15 protein-coding genes are annotated in these 14,963 nt (G+C 71.8%); 8 read left to right on the forward strand and 7 right to left on the reverse strand.

Features of this window, described 5'->3' with window-relative positions; translation table 11 throughout:
- Nucleotides 1-242: 242 nt before the first annotated feature.
- The 6 genes from ACN4JJ_RS14580 to ACN4JJ_RS14605 all read left to right on the forward strand — a co-directional run bounded on the left by ACN4JJ_RS14580 (nucleotide 243) and on the right by ACN4JJ_RS14605 (nucleotide 4,788).
- Nucleotides 243-1,196 carry a hypothetical protein gene (locus ACN4JJ_RS14580; protein ID WP_440710608.1) on the forward strand — a complete coding sequence of 318 codons (954 nt, stop codon included), beginning with the start codon at nucleotides 243-245 and terminating at the stop codon, nucleotides 1,194-1,196.
- 113 nt (nucleotides 1,197-1,309) lie between these two features.
- Complete coding sequence (locus ACN4JJ_RS14585; RefSeq protein ID WP_440710609.1) at nucleotides 1,310-2,884, forward strand: polysaccharide deacetylase family protein; 1,575 nt, start codon at nucleotides 1,310-1,312, stop codon at nucleotides 2,882-2,884.
- A gap of 66 nt (nucleotides 2,885-2,950) precedes the next feature.
- Complete coding sequence (locus ACN4JJ_RS14590; RefSeq protein ID WP_440710610.1) at nucleotides 2,951-3,376, forward strand: ArsR/SmtB family transcription factor; 426 nt, start codon at nucleotides 2,951-2,953, stop codon at nucleotides 3,374-3,376.
- A complete protein-coding gene (locus tag ACN4JJ_RS14595) occupies nucleotides 3,373-3,861 on the forward strand; it encodes an SRPBCC family protein (protein ID WP_440710611.1) in 489 nt (162 codons plus the stop codon). The genes ACN4JJ_RS14590 and ACN4JJ_RS14595 overlap by 4 nt, the downstream gene beginning before the upstream one ends.
- Before the next feature lie 68 nt (nucleotides 3,862-3,929).
- Nucleotides 3,930-4,574: an alpha/beta hydrolase gene (locus tag ACN4JJ_RS14600; protein WP_440710612.1), complete on the forward strand. Its 645-nt coding sequence runs from the start codon at nucleotides 3,930-3,932 to the stop codon at nucleotides 4,572-4,574.
- Nucleotides 4,575-4,605: 31 nt separating this feature from the next.
- Nucleotides 4,606-4,788 (forward strand): hypothetical protein, encoded by a 183-nt coding sequence (locus ACN4JJ_RS14605; RefSeq protein WP_440710613.1) that lies wholly within the window; start codon nucleotides 4,606-4,608, stop codon nucleotides 4,786-4,788.
- Between the two features lie 29 nt (nucleotides 4,789-4,817).
- Here the strand turns inward: ACN4JJ_RS14605 and ACN4JJ_RS14610 are convergent, their stop codons facing one another.
- Both ACN4JJ_RS14610 and ACN4JJ_RS14615 read right to left on the reverse strand, forming a co-directional pair.
- On the reverse strand, nucleotides 4,818-5,663 hold the full coding sequence (locus ACN4JJ_RS14610) for a class II glutamine amidotransferase (RefSeq protein WP_440710614.1): 846 nt from the start codon (nucleotides 5,661-5,663) through the stop codon (nucleotides 4,818-4,820).
- Between the two features lie 48 nt (nucleotides 5,664-5,711).
- On the reverse strand, nucleotides 5,712-5,984 hold the full coding sequence (locus ACN4JJ_RS14615) for a hypothetical protein (RefSeq protein ID WP_440710615.1): 273 nt from the start codon (nucleotides 5,982-5,984) through the stop codon (nucleotides 5,712-5,714).
- Between the two features lie 150 nt (nucleotides 5,985-6,134).
- On the opposite strand from ACN4JJ_RS14615, the gene ACN4JJ_RS14620 reads away from it, so the two are divergent.
- The gene (locus ACN4JJ_RS14620; protein ID WP_440710616.1) at nucleotides 6,135-6,929 is read left to right on the forward strand and encodes a lysophospholipid acyltransferase family protein; all 795 of its coding nucleotides are present in this window, start codon (nucleotides 6,135-6,137) and stop codon (nucleotides 6,927-6,929) included.
- Between the two features lie 169 nt (nucleotides 6,930-7,098).
- On the opposite strand, the gene ACN4JJ_RS14625 is transcribed toward ACN4JJ_RS14620, so the two are convergent.
- From ACN4JJ_RS14625 to ACN4JJ_RS14640, 4 genes are all read right to left on the reverse strand, one after another.
- On the reverse strand, nucleotides 7,099-7,557 hold the full coding sequence (locus tag ACN4JJ_RS14625; RefSeq protein WP_440710617.1) for a PGPGW domain-containing protein: 459 nt from the start codon (nucleotides 7,555-7,557) through the stop codon (nucleotides 7,099-7,101).
- Between the two features lie 65 nt (nucleotides 7,558-7,622).
- A complete protein-coding gene (locus ACN4JJ_RS14630) occupies nucleotides 7,623-10,274 on the reverse strand; it encodes a beta strand repeat-containing protein (RefSeq protein WP_440710835.1) in 2,652 nt (883 codons plus the stop codon).
- A gap of 186 nt (nucleotides 10,275-10,460) precedes the next feature.
- Nucleotides 10,461-10,802, reverse strand: coding sequence for a hypothetical protein (locus ACN4JJ_RS14635; RefSeq protein ID WP_440710618.1), 342 nt, complete (start codon nucleotides 10,800-10,802; stop codon nucleotides 10,461-10,463).
- Between the two features lie 9 nt (nucleotides 10,803-10,811).
- Nucleotides 10,812-12,473: an ABC-F family ATP-binding cassette domain-containing protein gene (locus ACN4JJ_RS14640; protein ID WP_440710619.1), complete on the reverse strand. Its 1,662-nt coding sequence runs from the start codon at nucleotides 12,471-12,473 to the stop codon at nucleotides 10,812-10,814.
- A gap of 119 nt (nucleotides 12,474-12,592) precedes the next feature.
- Between ACN4JJ_RS14640 and ACN4JJ_RS14645 the strand changes: the two genes are divergently transcribed.
- A complete protein-coding gene (locus ACN4JJ_RS14645) occupies nucleotides 12,593-13,549 on the forward strand; it encodes an NAD(P)-dependent oxidoreductase (RefSeq protein ID WP_440710620.1) in 957 nt (318 codons plus the stop codon).
- Between the two features lie 80 nt (nucleotides 13,550-13,629).
- Here ACN4JJ_RS14645 and ACN4JJ_RS14650 read toward each other — a convergent pair whose 3' ends face one another.
- Entirely contained in the window at nucleotides 13,630-14,961 is a 1,332-nt protein-coding gene (locus tag ACN4JJ_RS14650) for an MFS transporter (protein ID WP_440710621.1), read from the reverse strand.
- Between the last annotated feature and the right edge of the window lie 2 nt (nucleotides 14,962-14,963).

Genomic DNA, 14,963 nt, shown 5'->3' on the forward strand with positions numbered 1-14,963 from the left:
CGATCGTGGCAGAAGTCCGTCCGTGGCGGGGGCCGCGGGTCACCCCCAGTTCGGGGCGGTCCGGCTCAGGAATGCCCGATCAGAGGGGCCATGCGACACCTGTTGATAACGACTCCGCAACGGGAACGGCGGAGTCGGGGCGCGTCCGCGTCTGCTCGGCGACGGCTCGCCTATCCTGATGCCGGACGGCGCCCGCGCGGCGACCGGCCACCCCCACCCGACCGACCCGGAAGCCGACCCCGATGACGAGTACGCGCGATCGCCTCGAGACCCGTGGTGCGCGGTCGCGGCGGCTGCGGATCGCCGCGATCGTGTCGGCGTCGCTCGTGCTGGTGCTCGGTGCCGCCGCCCTGTCGGCCCTGTGGTGGCTCCCGCCCGTGCTGGCGGAGACGCCGCGCGAGCGCCTCCTGACGGACACCGCGATCGTGCTGACGCCCGCGGCGACGACGCCGCCGCCGACACCGACGCCGGCACCGACCGGAGGGTCCGCCGCAGCGAACTCCGTCACCGTGCTTGCGGAAGCCGGCTGGGTGGTCGTCGGAGTGGGGCCGTTCCTCCCGGCCGACCGCGCGGTGCTGCTCTCCCCCGACGGCGTCCTGCGCGTCGAGACGATCGCGCTGCACGTCTCGCCCGCCGTCGGCGCGGTCACCGCCGACGATGTCGCCCCGATCGCGGCCCCGACCGATGCCGACCAGGCGGCGCTGGCGGCGGTTCTCGCCGGGTCCGGCGCCGCGGGCGACGGAGAGCAGCCCGATCTGGCGGCTGCGGCGTGGAGCGCCGAGACACTCGCGTCGGGCGCCACCGTGCGGTACGCGGAACTCGCCACCGGGGCCGAGATCACCCTCGTGGCACTGCTCCACCCCGCGGTTGTGCCGCCGGCCGTCGGCACCGCGACGACCACCGACACGACTCAGCCGGGCACCGCCACCGCCACCGGCACCGCGACGACGACCGACACGTCTCAGCCAGGCACCGCCACTCCCGCCGGCACCGCCACTGCCACCGACACCGCCACTGCCGCCGGCACCGCCACTCCCACCGCCCAGCCCGGCACAGCCCTCGTCCTCCTCGCCACGGCACCCGCGGACCGCGCCGCCGACTACCGCCCCACGATCGCCGACATCCTCACCACCACCACCTTCGCTGCGAGCGCCCCGACACCCCAACCAGACCCTCTCCCGGAGCCGACCCCGTGAGCGCCAGCACATGCCCGCCGAGGCGCCGTCAATTGGTCGCAATTCTGTGCGGAAAACGGCTAGGGAATGACCGAAAATGCGACCGAACGGCGGTCAGGCGCGGGTGGCACACGGTGGTCGGGCTGATGGTGGTGGGACTGCTTGCGGGGTGCTCGACGGTCTCGCCGGCACCTAGCTGGAGTCCGCGTGCGGGTGCCTCCGCTGAACTGACCGTCACCGAGAGCACCACCGCCACCTCGCCGGCGGCGGTCGACGCCTCCGGCATCGACGTGCGGCTGCTCTACTCGGCGAACACCGCCGCTCCGCTGGCCGCCCGGTGGGGCGAGATCCCGGGCAACCAGAGCTTCACCGAGCTGCTGCGCGGCCGGGTCACCACCGCCATCGCCGAGCACAGCGCTCTCTCCGGCATCGCCTACACACCGGCGGCCGACGCCCCGGACATCGCGCCCGGCGATCGCGGCTGCGTGCCCGGATCCACCACCCGCCCGGTCGCCGATCTGCTCACCGATCCCGCCCTCAGCGCTCCCGGGGACGGGCCCCGGCTCACCGTCACCTGCGAGATCCTCGCCGCCACCGGAACCCTGCTCGTGGAAGCCCTCCGCATCACGACCGCGTCGGGCGGCCAGGTCACCTCCGACCAGAGCACCGTCTACTACGCCGAGACTTCGGGTGCCTTCGTCGTCACGAGCGATGCATTCCTCACCGACGAGGGGCTCCGCGCGCTGCTCCCCCGACTCGTCCGGTCGCTCAAGGCCGCAGCCGGCGCGTTCGACCCGGCGATGCACCAGAGCGTCGACGACTTTCCGCTCGAGCAGCTGCGCGCCTGGTTCTCGCACCTGGCCTTCGCGCCCGACGGATCGCTCGTGGTCACCGTGCCCGCCGGCTTCGGCACCCCCGAACTCGAGGCCCTCGCCGCCTGGCGGGCCGGCGCGACGACCGAGGGGTCGCATCCGCCGTTCACCCTGACCGTGCCCGCCGCCGAGGCCACCGCCCTGCTCGGCGAGCAGGGCGCGCAGGTGCAGGCGGTCCTGGCATCCGGAGCCCCGCTCGCCCTGCCGCCCGCACCCACCCGCGCCCAGGAGCAGGTCGACTGCGCGCTGTTCGCCTGCGTCGCCCTCACCTTCGACGACGGCCCGGGTGACTACACCGCTCAGGTGCTCGACGATCTCGACGCCCGCCGCGCTGCCGCGACCTTCTTCCTGCAGGGCTACCGGGTGGCGCAGAACCCGGCCGTGGTGGTGCGGATGCGCGCCGAGGGTCACGAGATCGGCAACCACAGCTGGAACCACCCCGACCTGACCAAGCTCACCGACGAGGAGATCCGCGACCAGCTCGACCGCACCAGCCAGGCGATCCAGGATGCGGCCGGCCTGCGGCCGACCACCTTCCGCCCGCCGTACGGCGCGGTCGACCCGCGCGTGCTGGCGCAGACCGGGTTGCCCGCGATCCTCTGGACGGTCGACACGAACGACTGGCGGATCCCGGATGACGCCACCCTGCTCGACCGCGCCGTGCAGCAACCCGGGCCGGGCGCGATCGTCCTGATGCACGACGTGCACGAGAACACGGCCCGGATGACCCCGGCGATCGTCGACGGGCTGCTCGGCCGCGGCTTCACGCTCGTGACCGTGCAGCAGCTGCTCGGCGGCACGCTGCCCGCGCCGCACACCACGACCTCGCGCGGCTGAGCGGTCTCGGCGACCTCGGCGCGCGGCCCTTGCGCGGCAGCGCGCACGCGCGTAACGTACAACCAAATGGTTATACGAGAGATCAGCGAAGCCGAGACGGATGCGATCTTCCGCGCGCTGGCCGACTCCACCCGCCGCGACATCGTGCGGCGGGCCATCCGGCAGGAGCAGTCGATCTCGTCGCTCGCCGAGCGCTACACGATGAGCTTCGCGGCCGTGCAGAAGCACGTCGGCGTGCTCGAACGCACCGCGCTGATCGAGAAGACCCGGCGCGGCAAGGAGCAGATCGTACGCGCGAACCCCGACACCCTGCAGCGCGCCAGCCGCCTGCTCGGCGAGTTCGAGCACCTGTGGCGCGAACGCCTCGACCGCTTCGGCGAAGTGCTGACCGCACCCGCGCCTGCAGCTGGACCCGCGCCTGCCACTGGCGCCACCCCGAACCCCGGCAGCACCACCTCCTCCGCCCCCGTCGAGAAAGGACACCGACCATGACGGTCATCAGTTCGCACAAAGACCCCGAAGCGCTCACCCTCTCCTTCGTCGCCGAGTTCGCCGCTCCGGTGGAGAGCGTCTGGCAGATGTGGGCGGATCCGCGGCAGCTCGAGCGCTGGTGGGGTCCACCGACCTGGCCCGCCACCTTCACCCGGCACGAGCTGACCCCGGGCGCCGAGTCGCGCTACTACATGACCGGCCCCGAGGGAGAGAAGGCCCCCGGCTGGTGGCGGATCAAGACGGTCGACGCGCCCGACGGCCTCACCTACGAAGACGGGTTCTCCCACGACGACGGCACACCGAACGACGACATGCCCGTCACGCAGGTACGGGTGAGCCTCGAGCCGACTGACGGAGGGATCACGCGCATGACCATCGTCACCTCCTACGAGACCCTCGATCAGCTCGAGCAACTCGTCGCGATGGGCATGGAGGAGGGCATGCGTCAGGCGCTCGGCCAGATCGACGACCTCCTCGCCGCCTGAGCGGGTACGATTTGGTTGTACCGACAAGCAATTGCCGGACGACGGACCCGCACCACCCAGGAGGACCCATGCCCGAGCTCGCCGTCACCACCGCGATCACCTCCTGGGGTGCGGGCCCGGCGCCGGCCGGCACCCGCGTGCTGGTTCTGCTGCTGCACGGATACGGCTCGAACGAGGCCGACCTCGCCTCGCTCGCTCCCGCGCTGCCCGCCGGCTTCGCCTGGGCGAGCCTGCGCGCACCGCTCACCCTGAGCCCCGGCAGCTTCTCCTGGTTCCCGATCACGACGCCCGGCGCTCCCGCCGCCGAGCCGGTCGAAGTCGCCACGGACGCCATCACCGAGTGGATCGCGCAAACGGTGCCCGCCGAGACCGCGGTCGTGCCGCTCGGCTTCTCGCAGGGCGGCCTCATGGCCTCGCAACTGCTGCGTTCGGCGACGCGGCGCGTGGCGGCATCCGTGATTCTGGGCGGTTTCGTACTCGGCCATCCGCAACCCGGTGACGAGGCCTTGACCGTCGATCGCCCGCCCGTGTTCTCGGGGCGCGGAACGCTCGACGGCGTGATCACCGCCGAGGCCGTCGCCCGCACCGAAGCCTGGCTGCCCGAGCACTCCACCCTCACGAGCCGGCACTACGACGGGCTCGGCCATGGCATCTCGCCCGAAGAGCTGGCCGACGTCGTCGCGTTCCTCGAAGCGCTCGCGCCCACGGCGTAACCGGGGCGCGGCGGTTCGCTATCCTGGTGCCATGACGGAAGCCCGCGGCGCAGACCGCCCAGATTCAGAGGCCGGCGCGGAACAAGAGGCCGGCACGGGACCCGAGGCCGGCGCCGGCGAAGAGGTCGACTCCTTCGACCGCGAGCTCGAGGAGAAGATCCACACGTTCATCGCCTCGGCGACGCCCACCGACGGGCCCGCTCCCGGCGCCTGAGGCCTGGCCTCCGCAGCCCGGGCCCGCCCCTACGCCGCGCGCAGGAACGGCTCCTCGCGGTAGCAGTCCTCCCCCGGTTCCAGAATCACCACGGTCGACTCCGGCACCTCCACGAACGCGCCGGGCAGGTCGGTCAGCGGCTCCGACACGATCACCCGCGCGCCCTCGCCGAACGCCTTGAGCCGATCGAGGTCGGGGTACGCCTTCTGCAGCGTCGACATCTCCTCGGAGTGGAACAGCGTTCGCGAGCGGCCCTCGCTGGAATACCGGAACGCCCAGACGGTCGATCCGTCGGTCACGGCGAAGGTGCCCTGCACCGGATGCGGCACGCTCAGTCGCGCGCCGATCGCCTCGATCTCGCGCAGGGTGCGGCCCATGGCGGCGATCGGATCCTCCCGCAGCCCCCGGCTGAGCGCCAGGTGGAACACGGCCTCCGAGTCGGTCGTACCCTGCCGGAACGGGTAGAGCGCGGGGTCGACCGCCAGCTCGATGTCTCGTTGCATCGTGCGGAACTCCCGCAGTGCCCCGTTGTGCATGAACAGCCAGTTCTCGTGCCGGAACGGATGGCAGTTGGTCTGCTGGATGGGCGGGCCGGCCGCCGCACGCACGTGCGCGAAGAACAGCGGGCTCTGCACCGCCCGGGCGATCTCGCGCAGGTTCTCGTCGTGCCAGGCCGGCTCGATGCTGCGGAAGAACGCCGGGGCGGTGCCGGGAGTCGCGCCGTTCGGGTACCAGCCGATGCCGAATCCGTCGCCGTTCACCGTCTCGCGCCCGAGCGGGGAGTCGAGCGACTGCGCCACCAGCGAGTGGGGCGTGTCGAGGATCAGGGTCGAGGGATGGAGCGCCTCACCCGAATAGGCCACCCAGCGGCACACGGCCGGCTCCCGTCCGCGATCCCGCGCCCGAGCCCGATCCCGTGCCCGCTAGACCTGCGCCGGTCCGTCGGGTCCGAGATCCGTCTCGATCTCGTAGGGGTCGTCGTCGCCCGAGGTGGAGTCGGATCCCGCGGCCGGAGAGGTCGGAGCCCCGTCAGAATCGGCGTCGTCCGCCCCGTCGGTGTCCTCCTCCGGGTTGAAGTGGGATCCGTCGGGGTCGTGCCCGACCGCGATGCCGTCCGGGGAGTCGGGAATGGTGCCGTCTTTGCCGAGACCCTGACCGTCGGTGCCGGTTGCCTTGCTGTCGCCGTCGTGGCTCATCGTCGTTTCGCTTCCGGCCGGAGATCCTCCTCCGCGGCGATCACGGATGCTCGCTCCGGCTGCTCTCCACTATCCCCCGGTCGGCGCGCGGCCGCTCGCATCCGGAGCCGGCACACCGGTTCCGCAGGGAGGCCGCGTACGGTGGGGGGCATGACCCGACGACGTCCCGCCGAGCCCGTCTACACCGCCGCGATCGGGATCGGCCGCACCGTGTTCGCCGCCCTGCGCGTGAAGCACCGCGCCACGGGCCAGGCGAACATCCCCGCCACCGGCGGCGCCGTCTTCGCCATGACGCACTTCGGCTACCTCGAGTTCGCCCTGGTGGAGTGGCAGACCTGGCTGCACAACCGCCGCCGGGTGCGGTTCATGGCCACCAAGCGCGCCTTCGACAAGCCCGTGGTGGGCGCCCTCCTGCGGGGCATGAAGCACATCTCGGTCGACATGGCGGCGGGCGGCGAGGCGTACGCGCAGGCCGTCGAGGCGCTGCGCCGGGGCGAGATCATCGGCGTCTTCCCCGAGGCCGGCGTGAGCGCGAGCTTCACCGTGCGCGAGCTCAAGTCGGGAGCCGTGCGGCTCGCGGCCGAGGCCGGAGTGCCGGTCATCCCGGTGGCGGTCTGGGGCGGGCAACGGCTGCTCACCAAGAACCGGAAGATCCGGATGCGTGACCGAGTGGGCGTTCCGGTCGACTTCGCGTTCGGCGCCCCGATCTCCGTGAGCCCTGACGACTCGGTGCCGGAGAAGACCGCCGAGCTGCGCACGCAGTTGCAGGAGCTGACGGCCGGCCTGCAGGCCGCCTACCCGGTCGACGGCACGGGCCAGTGGTGGCAGCCGCGCGACCTCGGCGGCACCGCCCCCACGGTGCAGGAGGCCGCCGACGCCGATGCCGCACGCACCCAGCGCCGAGCGGAGGCCGCGGCCGCTGCGTCCCCGCAGCCCAGGCGCTGACGAGCAGAGCCGCCCCGCCGTCTCCAAGTCCCGCCCCACCGTCGCGAAGTCCCGCCCCACCGTCGCGAAGTCCCGCACCATCCACCGACCCGTCACCTAGTGCCGTTATTCGGGCTCCTGATGGGCACAAACTGACGGATCGACGGGTGTTCGGCCTGTGCGAAGAGCCTCAGCGGGCGGAGCTGTCGGGCGCGGCTTGCGCGGCACGGCGGCGGTCGCGCGCGGACTTGGCGGCGTCGAAGCCCTTCTTGGCGGCGGCGTTCGCCTTCGTGCGGGCCTTCTTGGCGCCCTCGAACTCGGTCGAGAGGATGCCCAGCCCGCCGAGGGCCACCAGCACGCCGGGGCCGGGCAGCGGGATCATCGCGACGCCGAGCGCCACGGTACCGCCGCCCACCACGCCGACCCCCGTGCGGTACACGGCATCCGCGGTCGGGTTGCGCCGGATGCGCTCCCGCGTGCCGCGGGCCGCGCGCCCGGCGCTGCGGCCTGCGGCCCGCCCCACCGCGCGCCCGAGGTTCTTCGCCGCGCTCCTCACGTCGTCGGGCGCCGCGGCACCGTTCGGGCCGGCGCCCGCGTCGCCCGTGGGCTCCACGATGATGACGGTGGGCGGAGTCTCATCCTGCTTCATGCCCACACACTAGGACGGGATCCTGACGATCCCATCCGACCGACCCCTGCGGTCTCAGTGCCGTTCTAGCTCGGACGGCGGCGGCGCGCGACGACCAGCGGCAGCCCCATCAACACGCCCGCGCCCGCGATCAGCAGCAGCGGGAGTGCGTTCCAGCCGGTGTCGGCCAGGCCTCCACCACCCCTGCCACCGGAGGGACCGGCGGATCCCGACCCGCCCGTTCCGCCCGATCCGCCGTTTCCCGGTGCCGGAGTGACGCCGGGTCCGGGGCCGGGTGTCGGTTCCGGGGTGGGGGTCGGGGTGGGGGTGGGGGTGGTCGGCGGCGCCGCGACCGCCCAGGTGACCACCGCATCCGTCGAGGTCGAGGCGAGGCTGAGGTTGCCCGCACCGTCGGCAGCTGCCCCGGCGGGCAGCGAGAGCGTGACGTCGCCGGCGGTCGTCATGCCCGCGACCGAGGCCGTGTACGAGTCACCGGATCCCGTCAGCTCCACCGTCAAGGTGCCGCCGGCGGTCGATCCCGTGGTCGAGAAGTCCGAGGCCGCGAGGCCGGTGACGGGCTCGGAGAAGGTGACGTCGAAGCGGATCGGGGCGGTGGTCGCCGGGTCGGCCTGCGCGGCGGCCTGCTCCACGGTCACGCTCGGAGCCGTCGTGTCGGGCGGCGGCGGGGCCCAGGAGACCGTGTTGTCGGTCGAGCTGGAGGCCGTGCTGGCGTTGGCGGCGGCATCCTGGGCGGAGCCGGCCGGTAGCGTCAGAACCACGTCGCCCGCCGTGGTCATGCCGGACACCGAGACCGTGTAGACCGTGCCCGTCCCCGAGAGAGACAGCGTCAGCACTCCCCCGGCCGTCGTGCCGGCCGTCGAGAAATCCGTGGCGGTGAGTCCGGTCACCGGCTCGGAGAACGCCACGTCGAACGCGATCGGCGACGTCGCCGTCGGATCCGCCTGCCCCGCACCTTGGTGCACGATCACGGTCGGTGCAGTGGTGTCGGGCGGCGGCGGCGCCCAAGTGACCGTGTTGTCAGTCGCGGTCGACGCCGCCGAATCGTTGAACGCGGCATCCTGCGCCGCACCGGCCGGCAACGTCAGCACCACGTCGCCCGCCGTCGTCATCCCCGACACCGACGCCGTATACGTCGCCCCCGAACCCTTGAGATCGAGAAGAAGGATCCCACCGGCGGTGGTCCCGGTCGAACTGAAGTCCGCCGGCGTCAGACCCGTCACCGGCTCCGAGAACACGACGTCGTAGACGATCGGCGACGTCGCCGTCGGATCCGCCTGCGCCGCACCCTGGTTCACGGTCACGGTCGGCGCGGTGGTGTCCGGGGGCGGCGGCGCCCAGGAGACCGTGTTGTCAGTCGCCGTCGACGCCGCCGAATCGTTGAACGCGGCATCCTGCGCCGCACCGGCCAGCAACGTGAGCACCACGTCGCCTGCAGTCGTCATCCCCGACACCGACGCCGTATNTTGGTGCACGATCACGGTCGGTGCAGTGGTGTCGGGCGGCGGCGGCGCCCAAGTGACCGTGTTGTCAGTCGCGGTCGACGCCGCCGAATCGTTGAACGCGGCATCCTGCGCCGCACCGGCCGGCAACGTCAGCACCACGTCGCCCGCCGTCGTCATCCCCGACACCGACGCCGTATACGTCGCCCCCGAACCCTTGAGATCGAGAAGAAGGATCCCACCGGCGGTGGTCCCGGTCGAACTGAAGTCCGCCGGCGTCAGACCCGTCACCGGCTCCGAGAACACGACGTCGTAGACGATCGGCGACGTCGCCGTCGGATCCGCCTGCGCCGCACCCTGGTTCACGGTCACGGTCGGCGCGGTGGTGTCCGGGGGCGGCGGCGCCCAGGAGACCGTGTTGTCAGTCGCCGTCGACGCCGCCGAATCGTTGAACGCGGCATCCTGCGCCGCACCGGCCAGCAACGTGAGCACCACGTCGCCTGCAGTCGTCATCCCCGACACCGACGCCGTATACGTCGCCTCCGAACCCTCAAGATCCAGCAGACGAACTCCGCCCGCGGTGATCCCGGTCGAGCTGAAATCGGCAGGCGTCAACCCCGGCACCGGTTCCGAGAACACCACGTCGAACACGGTCGGCGACGTCGTTGGCGGATCCGCCTGCGCCGCACCCGCGGGCAACGTCAGCACTACGTCGCCTGCAGTCGTCGTCCCCGACACCGACGCCGTATACGTCGCCCCCGAACCCTCAAGATCCAGCAGAAGAACTCCGCCCGCGGTGGTCCCGGTCGAGCTGAAATCGGCAGGCGTCAACCCCGTCACCGGCTCCGAGAACACCACGTCGAACACGATCGGCGACGTCGCCGTCGGATCCGCCTGCGCCGCACCCTGGTTCACCGTCACGGTCGGCGCCGTCGTGTCCGGGGGCGGCGGCGCCCAAGTGACCGTGTTGTCGGTCGCCGTCGACGCCGCGCTGTCGTCGAACTCGGCATCCTGCGCCGCACCCGCGGGCAACGTCAGCACTACGTCGCCTGCCGTGGTCATCCCCGACACCGACGCCGTGTAGGTCGTACCCGAACCCTCGAGATCCAGGAGAAGGATCCCCCCGGCGGTCGTTCCCGTCGAGCTGAAGTCCGCCGGCGTCAGACCCGTCACCGGCTCCGAGAACACGACGTCGAACACGATCGGCGACGTCGCCGTCGGATCCGCCTGCCCCGCACCCTGGTTCACCGTGACGGTCGGCGCGATCCCGTCGGCCATCGCCACGGGCACCGCTCCGAACAGCGCCAGCGCGGCGGCCGACGCGAAGACTGCAACTCCCCTGAAGAGCCTCACGCGAACAGTGTGCCGGAGAACGCGTTCCAGGGGAAGAGTCCGTGCTGATCCGCGCCCGACCAGGGCATTCGACGACACGACGGAGTCCCGGCCCGCGCTACGGCCTCACCCTCAGGACGCCGCGCGCCCCTGCCGCCCGGCACCGCCCCGCAGCACGCCGCCCCGCGTCGCCGACGACAGCACCGCCCGCACCGACCGCGACGACAGCACGGCCACGACGCCGAGGAACGAGCCCACCGAGAGAACGGATGCGGCCGAGCCGAGCGACCCGATCGAGAACGCCGAGCCGACGCTGCCGAGGGAGCAGAACGAACCCACGCTGCCGACCGACAGCACCGAGCCGCGCGAGCCGATCGACAGCAGGGAATCGCGCGACCGGATCGACAATCGCGACCCGTCACCGTGCGAGCCGGCCGGCCGCGATCCGCGACGGCTTCGCCTGGAGGAGGACATGCCGCGAGCCTAGCGCTCGCTCACCTGACCCGCCTCGACGTGCCAGTGGCGGTTCAGGCGCACGGTGTCGAGCATCCGCCGGTCGTGGGTGACCAGCAGCAGCGTGCCGGTGTACGACTCGAGGGCCTCTTCGAGCTGCTCGATCGCCACGAGGTCGAGGTGGTTGGTGGGCTCGTCGAGCACGAGCAGGTTCACGCCGCGCGCCTGCAGCAGCGCGAGGCCCGCCCGCGTGCGCTCACCCGGCGAGAGCTCGTCGACGGATCGGCCCACGTGATCGGCCTTCAGCCCGAACTTGGCCAGCAGCGTGCGCACCTCGGCCACCGGCCAGTCGGGCACCTGCGCCTCGAAGCTCTCGGCGAGCGAGGCCTCCCCCGCGCCGGCGAGCACGGCGCGGGCCTGGTCGATCTCGCCGATCGCGACGCTCGCCCCCAGGCTCGCGAGCCCCTCCGAGGGCTCCACGCGCCCGAGCAGCAGCCGCAGCAGTGTCGACTTGCCGGCACCGTTGGGCCCGGTGATGCCGATCCGGTCGCCGGCGTCGACCTGCAGCGACACCGGGCCTAGCGTGAACGACCCCTGCCGCACCACGGCCCCGGACAGCGTCGACACCACCGACGACGAGCGGGGCGCCGATCCGATGGTGAACTGCAGCTGCCACTCCTTACGCGGCTCCTCCACCTCGTCGAGCCGCGCGATGCGGCTCTCCATCTGGCGCACCTTCTGCGCCTGCTTCTCGCTGGACTCGGCCGAGGCCTTGCGCCGGATCTTGTCGTTGTCGGGCGCCTTCTTCATCGCGTTCCGCACGCCCTGGCTCGACCACTCCCGCTGGGTGCGGGCCCGCGCTACGAGGTCGGCCTTCTTGTCGGCGAACTCGTCGTACTCCTCCCGCGCGTGCCGCTTGGCCGTGGCACGCTCCTCGAGGAAGGCGTCGTAGCCGCCGCCGTAGACCCGCTTGGTGCCTTGCGCGAGATCCAGCTCCAGCACCCGGGTGACGCTCGAGGCGAGGAACTCGCGGTCGTGACTCACCAGCACCACACCGCCCCGGATGCCGCGGATGAAGCCTTCGAGCCGCTCGAGCCCGTCCAGATCGAGGTCGTTGGTGGGCTCGTCGAGCAGCACGACGTCGAAGCGGGACAGCAGCAGGGCGGCGAGGCCCACGCGCGCGGCCTGTCCGCCGGAGAGGTCGGTCATCAGCGCGTCGGCGGACAGCGACAGCCCGAGCTCGGCCAGCACGATCGGCAGCCGTTCGTCGAGGTCGGCGGCCCCGCTGGCGAGCCAGCGATCCAGCGCCGTGGAGTAGACGTCGGCCGGGTCAGGAGCGCCCGGGCCCGCCGGCGCGGTGTCGCCGAGGGCTGCCGCCGCGGCATCCATCTCGGCCGTGGCCTGCGTGGTTCCGGTGCGGCGGCCCACGTACTCGGCCACGCTCTCGCCGCCGATCCGCTCGTGCTCCTGCGGGAGCCAGCCGATGAACGCATCGGCCGGAGCCAGCGACACGGTCCCCTCCTGGGGCGCGTCGATGCCGGCCAGGATGCGCAGCAGCGTGGACTTGCCGGCCCCGTTGGCACCGACCACCCCGACGACGTCGCCGGGCGCGACGACGAGGTCGAGCCCGCTGAACAGGGTGCGATGGTCGTGGCCTCCGGCCAGACCCTTGGCGACGAGTGTTGCGGTCATGCTTCCATCGTCTCGCATCCGGAGCGGCTCCCGTGCCGCACCTCCGCCGTGCTCGCTGCACGCGGTGGGGTCGGTGTGCCACGATCGAAGCAGTCCGATGTTCCTCTCCTAAGGCGGCCATGAAGATCCTCATCCCCGACACCATCGACCTGAGCGACCTGACCGTCGATCCCGACGACGACCTGGTGGTGTACGACGCCGCGGGCTCCATACCCGAAGCGGCATATGACGCCGAGATGCTGGTGGCCTGGCGCAACACGGGCGAGAACCTGGCGGAAGCCGCACGCTCGCTCGGCTCGCTGCGCCTGGTGCAGACGCTCGCGGCGGGTCCGGATGCGGTGCTCGCCGCCGGCTTCGCGCCCTCGGTCGCCGTCGCGTCCGGCCGGTCGCTGCACGACGCCACGGTGGCCGAGCACACGCTCGCCCTGACCCTCGCGGTGATCCGCCGGCTGGACCGGATGCGGGACGCGCAGCGCGAGTCGCGGTGGGACGAGGAGTTCCTGGAGGCCCAGCGCGATCCGTCGACCGAGTCGCTCTACACGCTCGCGGGCGCGACGGTGTGCATCTGGGGCTTCGGCTCGATCGCGCGCACGCTCGCGCCGATGCTGGAGCTGCTGGGGGCGACCGTGACCGGCGTGGCCTCGTCGGCGGGCGAGCGCGACGGGTACCCGGTGGTCGACGACGCCGGGCTCCCGGCGCACCTCGCGGGAGTCGACGTGCTGATCTCGCTGCTGCCGGCCACCCCGGAGACCGAGGGGGCGTTCGGCGCCGAGCTGCTGAGCGCACTCAAGCCGGGTGCCGTCTTCGTGAACGTGGGCCGCGGCGCCACCGTCGACGAGCCGGCGTTGATCGAAGCGCTGACGTCGGGACGTCTGCGGGCAGCCGCCCTCGACGTGATGGTGCAGGAGCCCCTGCCGGAGTCGTCGCCGCTCTGGACCACGCCGAACCTGCTGCTCACCCCCCACGCGGCCGGCAACCGCCCGCGCGGCGCCGCCCCGTTGATCGCCCGCAACATCCGCGCCCTCAAAGACGACTCGCCCCTCACGAACCCCGTGGAGACCTCGCCCGCCTCTTGACGGCCGCCAGGTCGCGCGATCACGTCCATCACCGGAGTTTTAGACGTCATCGCGCGACCTGGATGTGCGCGGGGCGGGCCTCAGATGCTGTTCTGCTCGGCGGTCTGCTTCATCCGGGCGGGGGCGTCGCTCTCGCGCGGCACCCGTCCGCTGCGCTTGATCGTGAGCACCAGCACGGCGCCCACCAGCATGATCGCGCCGGTGATGTAGAGGGCGACCGTGGCCGAGCCCAGGGTGTCCTTCACGTAGCCGATGAGGTACGGGGCCGCGAAGCCGGCCAGGTTGCCGGTCGAGTTGATCAGCGCGATGCCGCCGGCCAGAGCGGTGCCGGCCAGCATCGAGGTCTGGAAGCTCCAGAAGATCGCCGGGATCGACAGGGCACCGGCGTTGGCCAGGCTCAGACCAATGACCCCGAGGATCGGGTTCTCGGTGCCCGCGACGATGCACAGCGCGAAGCCGATCGCCGAGAGCACGAAGGCGGCGGCGATGAACTTCTTGCGCTCACCGGCGCGGTCGGAGAGGAACCCGAAGGTCACCATCGACACGATCGCCGCGAGGCTCGGGATGGCCGAGATGAAGCCGATCGCCACGGGCCCGGCGAAGCCGAGCTCGCCCACCAGGTTGGGCAGCCAGAAGCTGATGCCGTAGAGCGCGAAGTTGTACGAGAAGTACACGGCCGTGAGCATCCAGATCAGCTTGCTCTTGAACACCTGGCGCAGGGGCGTGTGCCCGCCCGCCGGCGCCTCCGCCTCGAGCAGGGTGCCGAGGCGATCCTTCTCAGCGGGGTTCAGCCACTTCACCGTGCGGAAGTCCTCCTGCAGGGCGAACAGGATCACGATGCCCAGCAGCACCGTCGGGATCGCCTCGATGAAGAACAGCCACTGCCAGCCCGCGTGTCCGGCCACGCCGTCCATGCCGGCCAGGATGACGCCCGACACCGGTCCGCCGATCAGGCCGGAGGAGGCCAGGGCGATGTAGAAGATGCCCCAGGCGCGGCCGCGGCGGCTCGGCGGGAACCACGACGCCATGTAGAACAGGATGCCGGGGATGAAGCCGGCCTCGGCGACACCGAGGATGAAGCGCAGGGCGTAGAACATCCACTCGCTGTTCACGAAGAACATCAGGCCCGAGATGATGCCCCAGGAGATCATGATGCGCGCGATCCACTTGCGGGCGCCCACCTTCGCCAGGATGAGGTTCGAGGGGATCTCGAAGATGAAGTACCCCACGAAGAACAGGCCGGCACCGAGGCCGTAGACGGCGTACGAGAAGCCGAGGTCGGCGCTCATCGTGGCCTGCGCGTAACCGATGTTCACCCGGTCGAGATAGGAGAGGAAGAACCCGAGCATGGCGAGCGGAAGGACGCGGAGCATCACCTTCCGGAACAGCTTGTCGTCGTTGACGGTGGTCATGG

Source organism: Herbiconiux dendrobii (genome assembly GCF_052048175.1).
Lineage (GTDB): Bacteria > Actinomycetota > Actinomycetes > Actinomycetales > Microbacteriaceae > Herbiconiux.

What these genes read in the sequence shown, in the direction of transcription:
- ACN4JJ_RS14620 (WP_440710616.1), top strand. Translation starts at nt 6,135, where the DNA reads ATGACCCGACGACGTCCCGCCGAGCCCGTCTACACCGCCGCGATCGGG.
- ACN4JJ_RS14605 (WP_440710613.1), top strand. Translation starts at nt 4,606, where the DNA reads ATGACGGAAGCCCGCGGCGCAGACCGCCCAGATTCAGAGGCCGGCGCG.
- ACN4JJ_RS14640 (WP_440710619.1), bottom strand. Translation starts at nt 12,473, where the DNA reads ATGACCGCAACACTCGTCGCCAAGGGTCTGGCCGGAGGCCACGACCAT.
- ACN4JJ_RS14625 (WP_440710617.1), bottom strand. Translation starts at nt 7,557, where the DNA reads ATGAAGCAGGATGAGACTCCGCCCACCGTCATCATCGTGGAGCCCACG.
- ACN4JJ_RS14650 (WP_440710621.1), bottom strand. Translation starts at nt 14,961, where the DNA reads ATGACCACCGTCAACGACGACAAGCTGTTCCGGAAGGTGATGCTCCGC.
- ACN4JJ_RS14600 (WP_440710612.1), top strand. Translation starts at nt 3,930, where the DNA reads ATGCCCGAGCTCGCCGTCACCACCGCGATCACCTCCTGGGGTGCGGGC.
- ACN4JJ_RS14645 (WP_440710620.1), top strand. Translation starts at nt 12,593, where the DNA reads ATGAAGATCCTCATCCCCGACACCATCGACCTGAGCGACCTGACCGTC.
- ACN4JJ_RS14590 (WP_440710610.1), top strand. Translation starts at nt 2,951, where the DNA reads ATGGTTATACGAGAGATCAGCGAAGCCGAGACGGATGCGATCTTCCGC.
- ACN4JJ_RS14615 (WP_440710615.1), bottom strand. Translation starts at nt 5,984, where the DNA reads ATGAGCCACGACGGCGACAGCAAGGCAACCGGCACCGACGGTCAGGGT.
- ACN4JJ_RS14635 (WP_440710618.1), bottom strand. Translation starts at nt 10,802, where the DNA reads ATGTCCTCCTCCAGGCGAAGCCGTCGCGGATCGCGGCCGGCCGGCTCG.
- ACN4JJ_RS14580 (WP_440710608.1), top strand. Translation starts at nt 243, where the DNA reads ATGACGAGTACGCGCGATCGCCTCGAGACCCGTGGTGCGCGGTCGCGG.
- ACN4JJ_RS14595 (WP_440710611.1), top strand. Translation starts at nt 3,373, where the DNA reads ATGACGGTCATCAGTTCGCACAAAGACCCCGAAGCGCTCACCCTCTCC.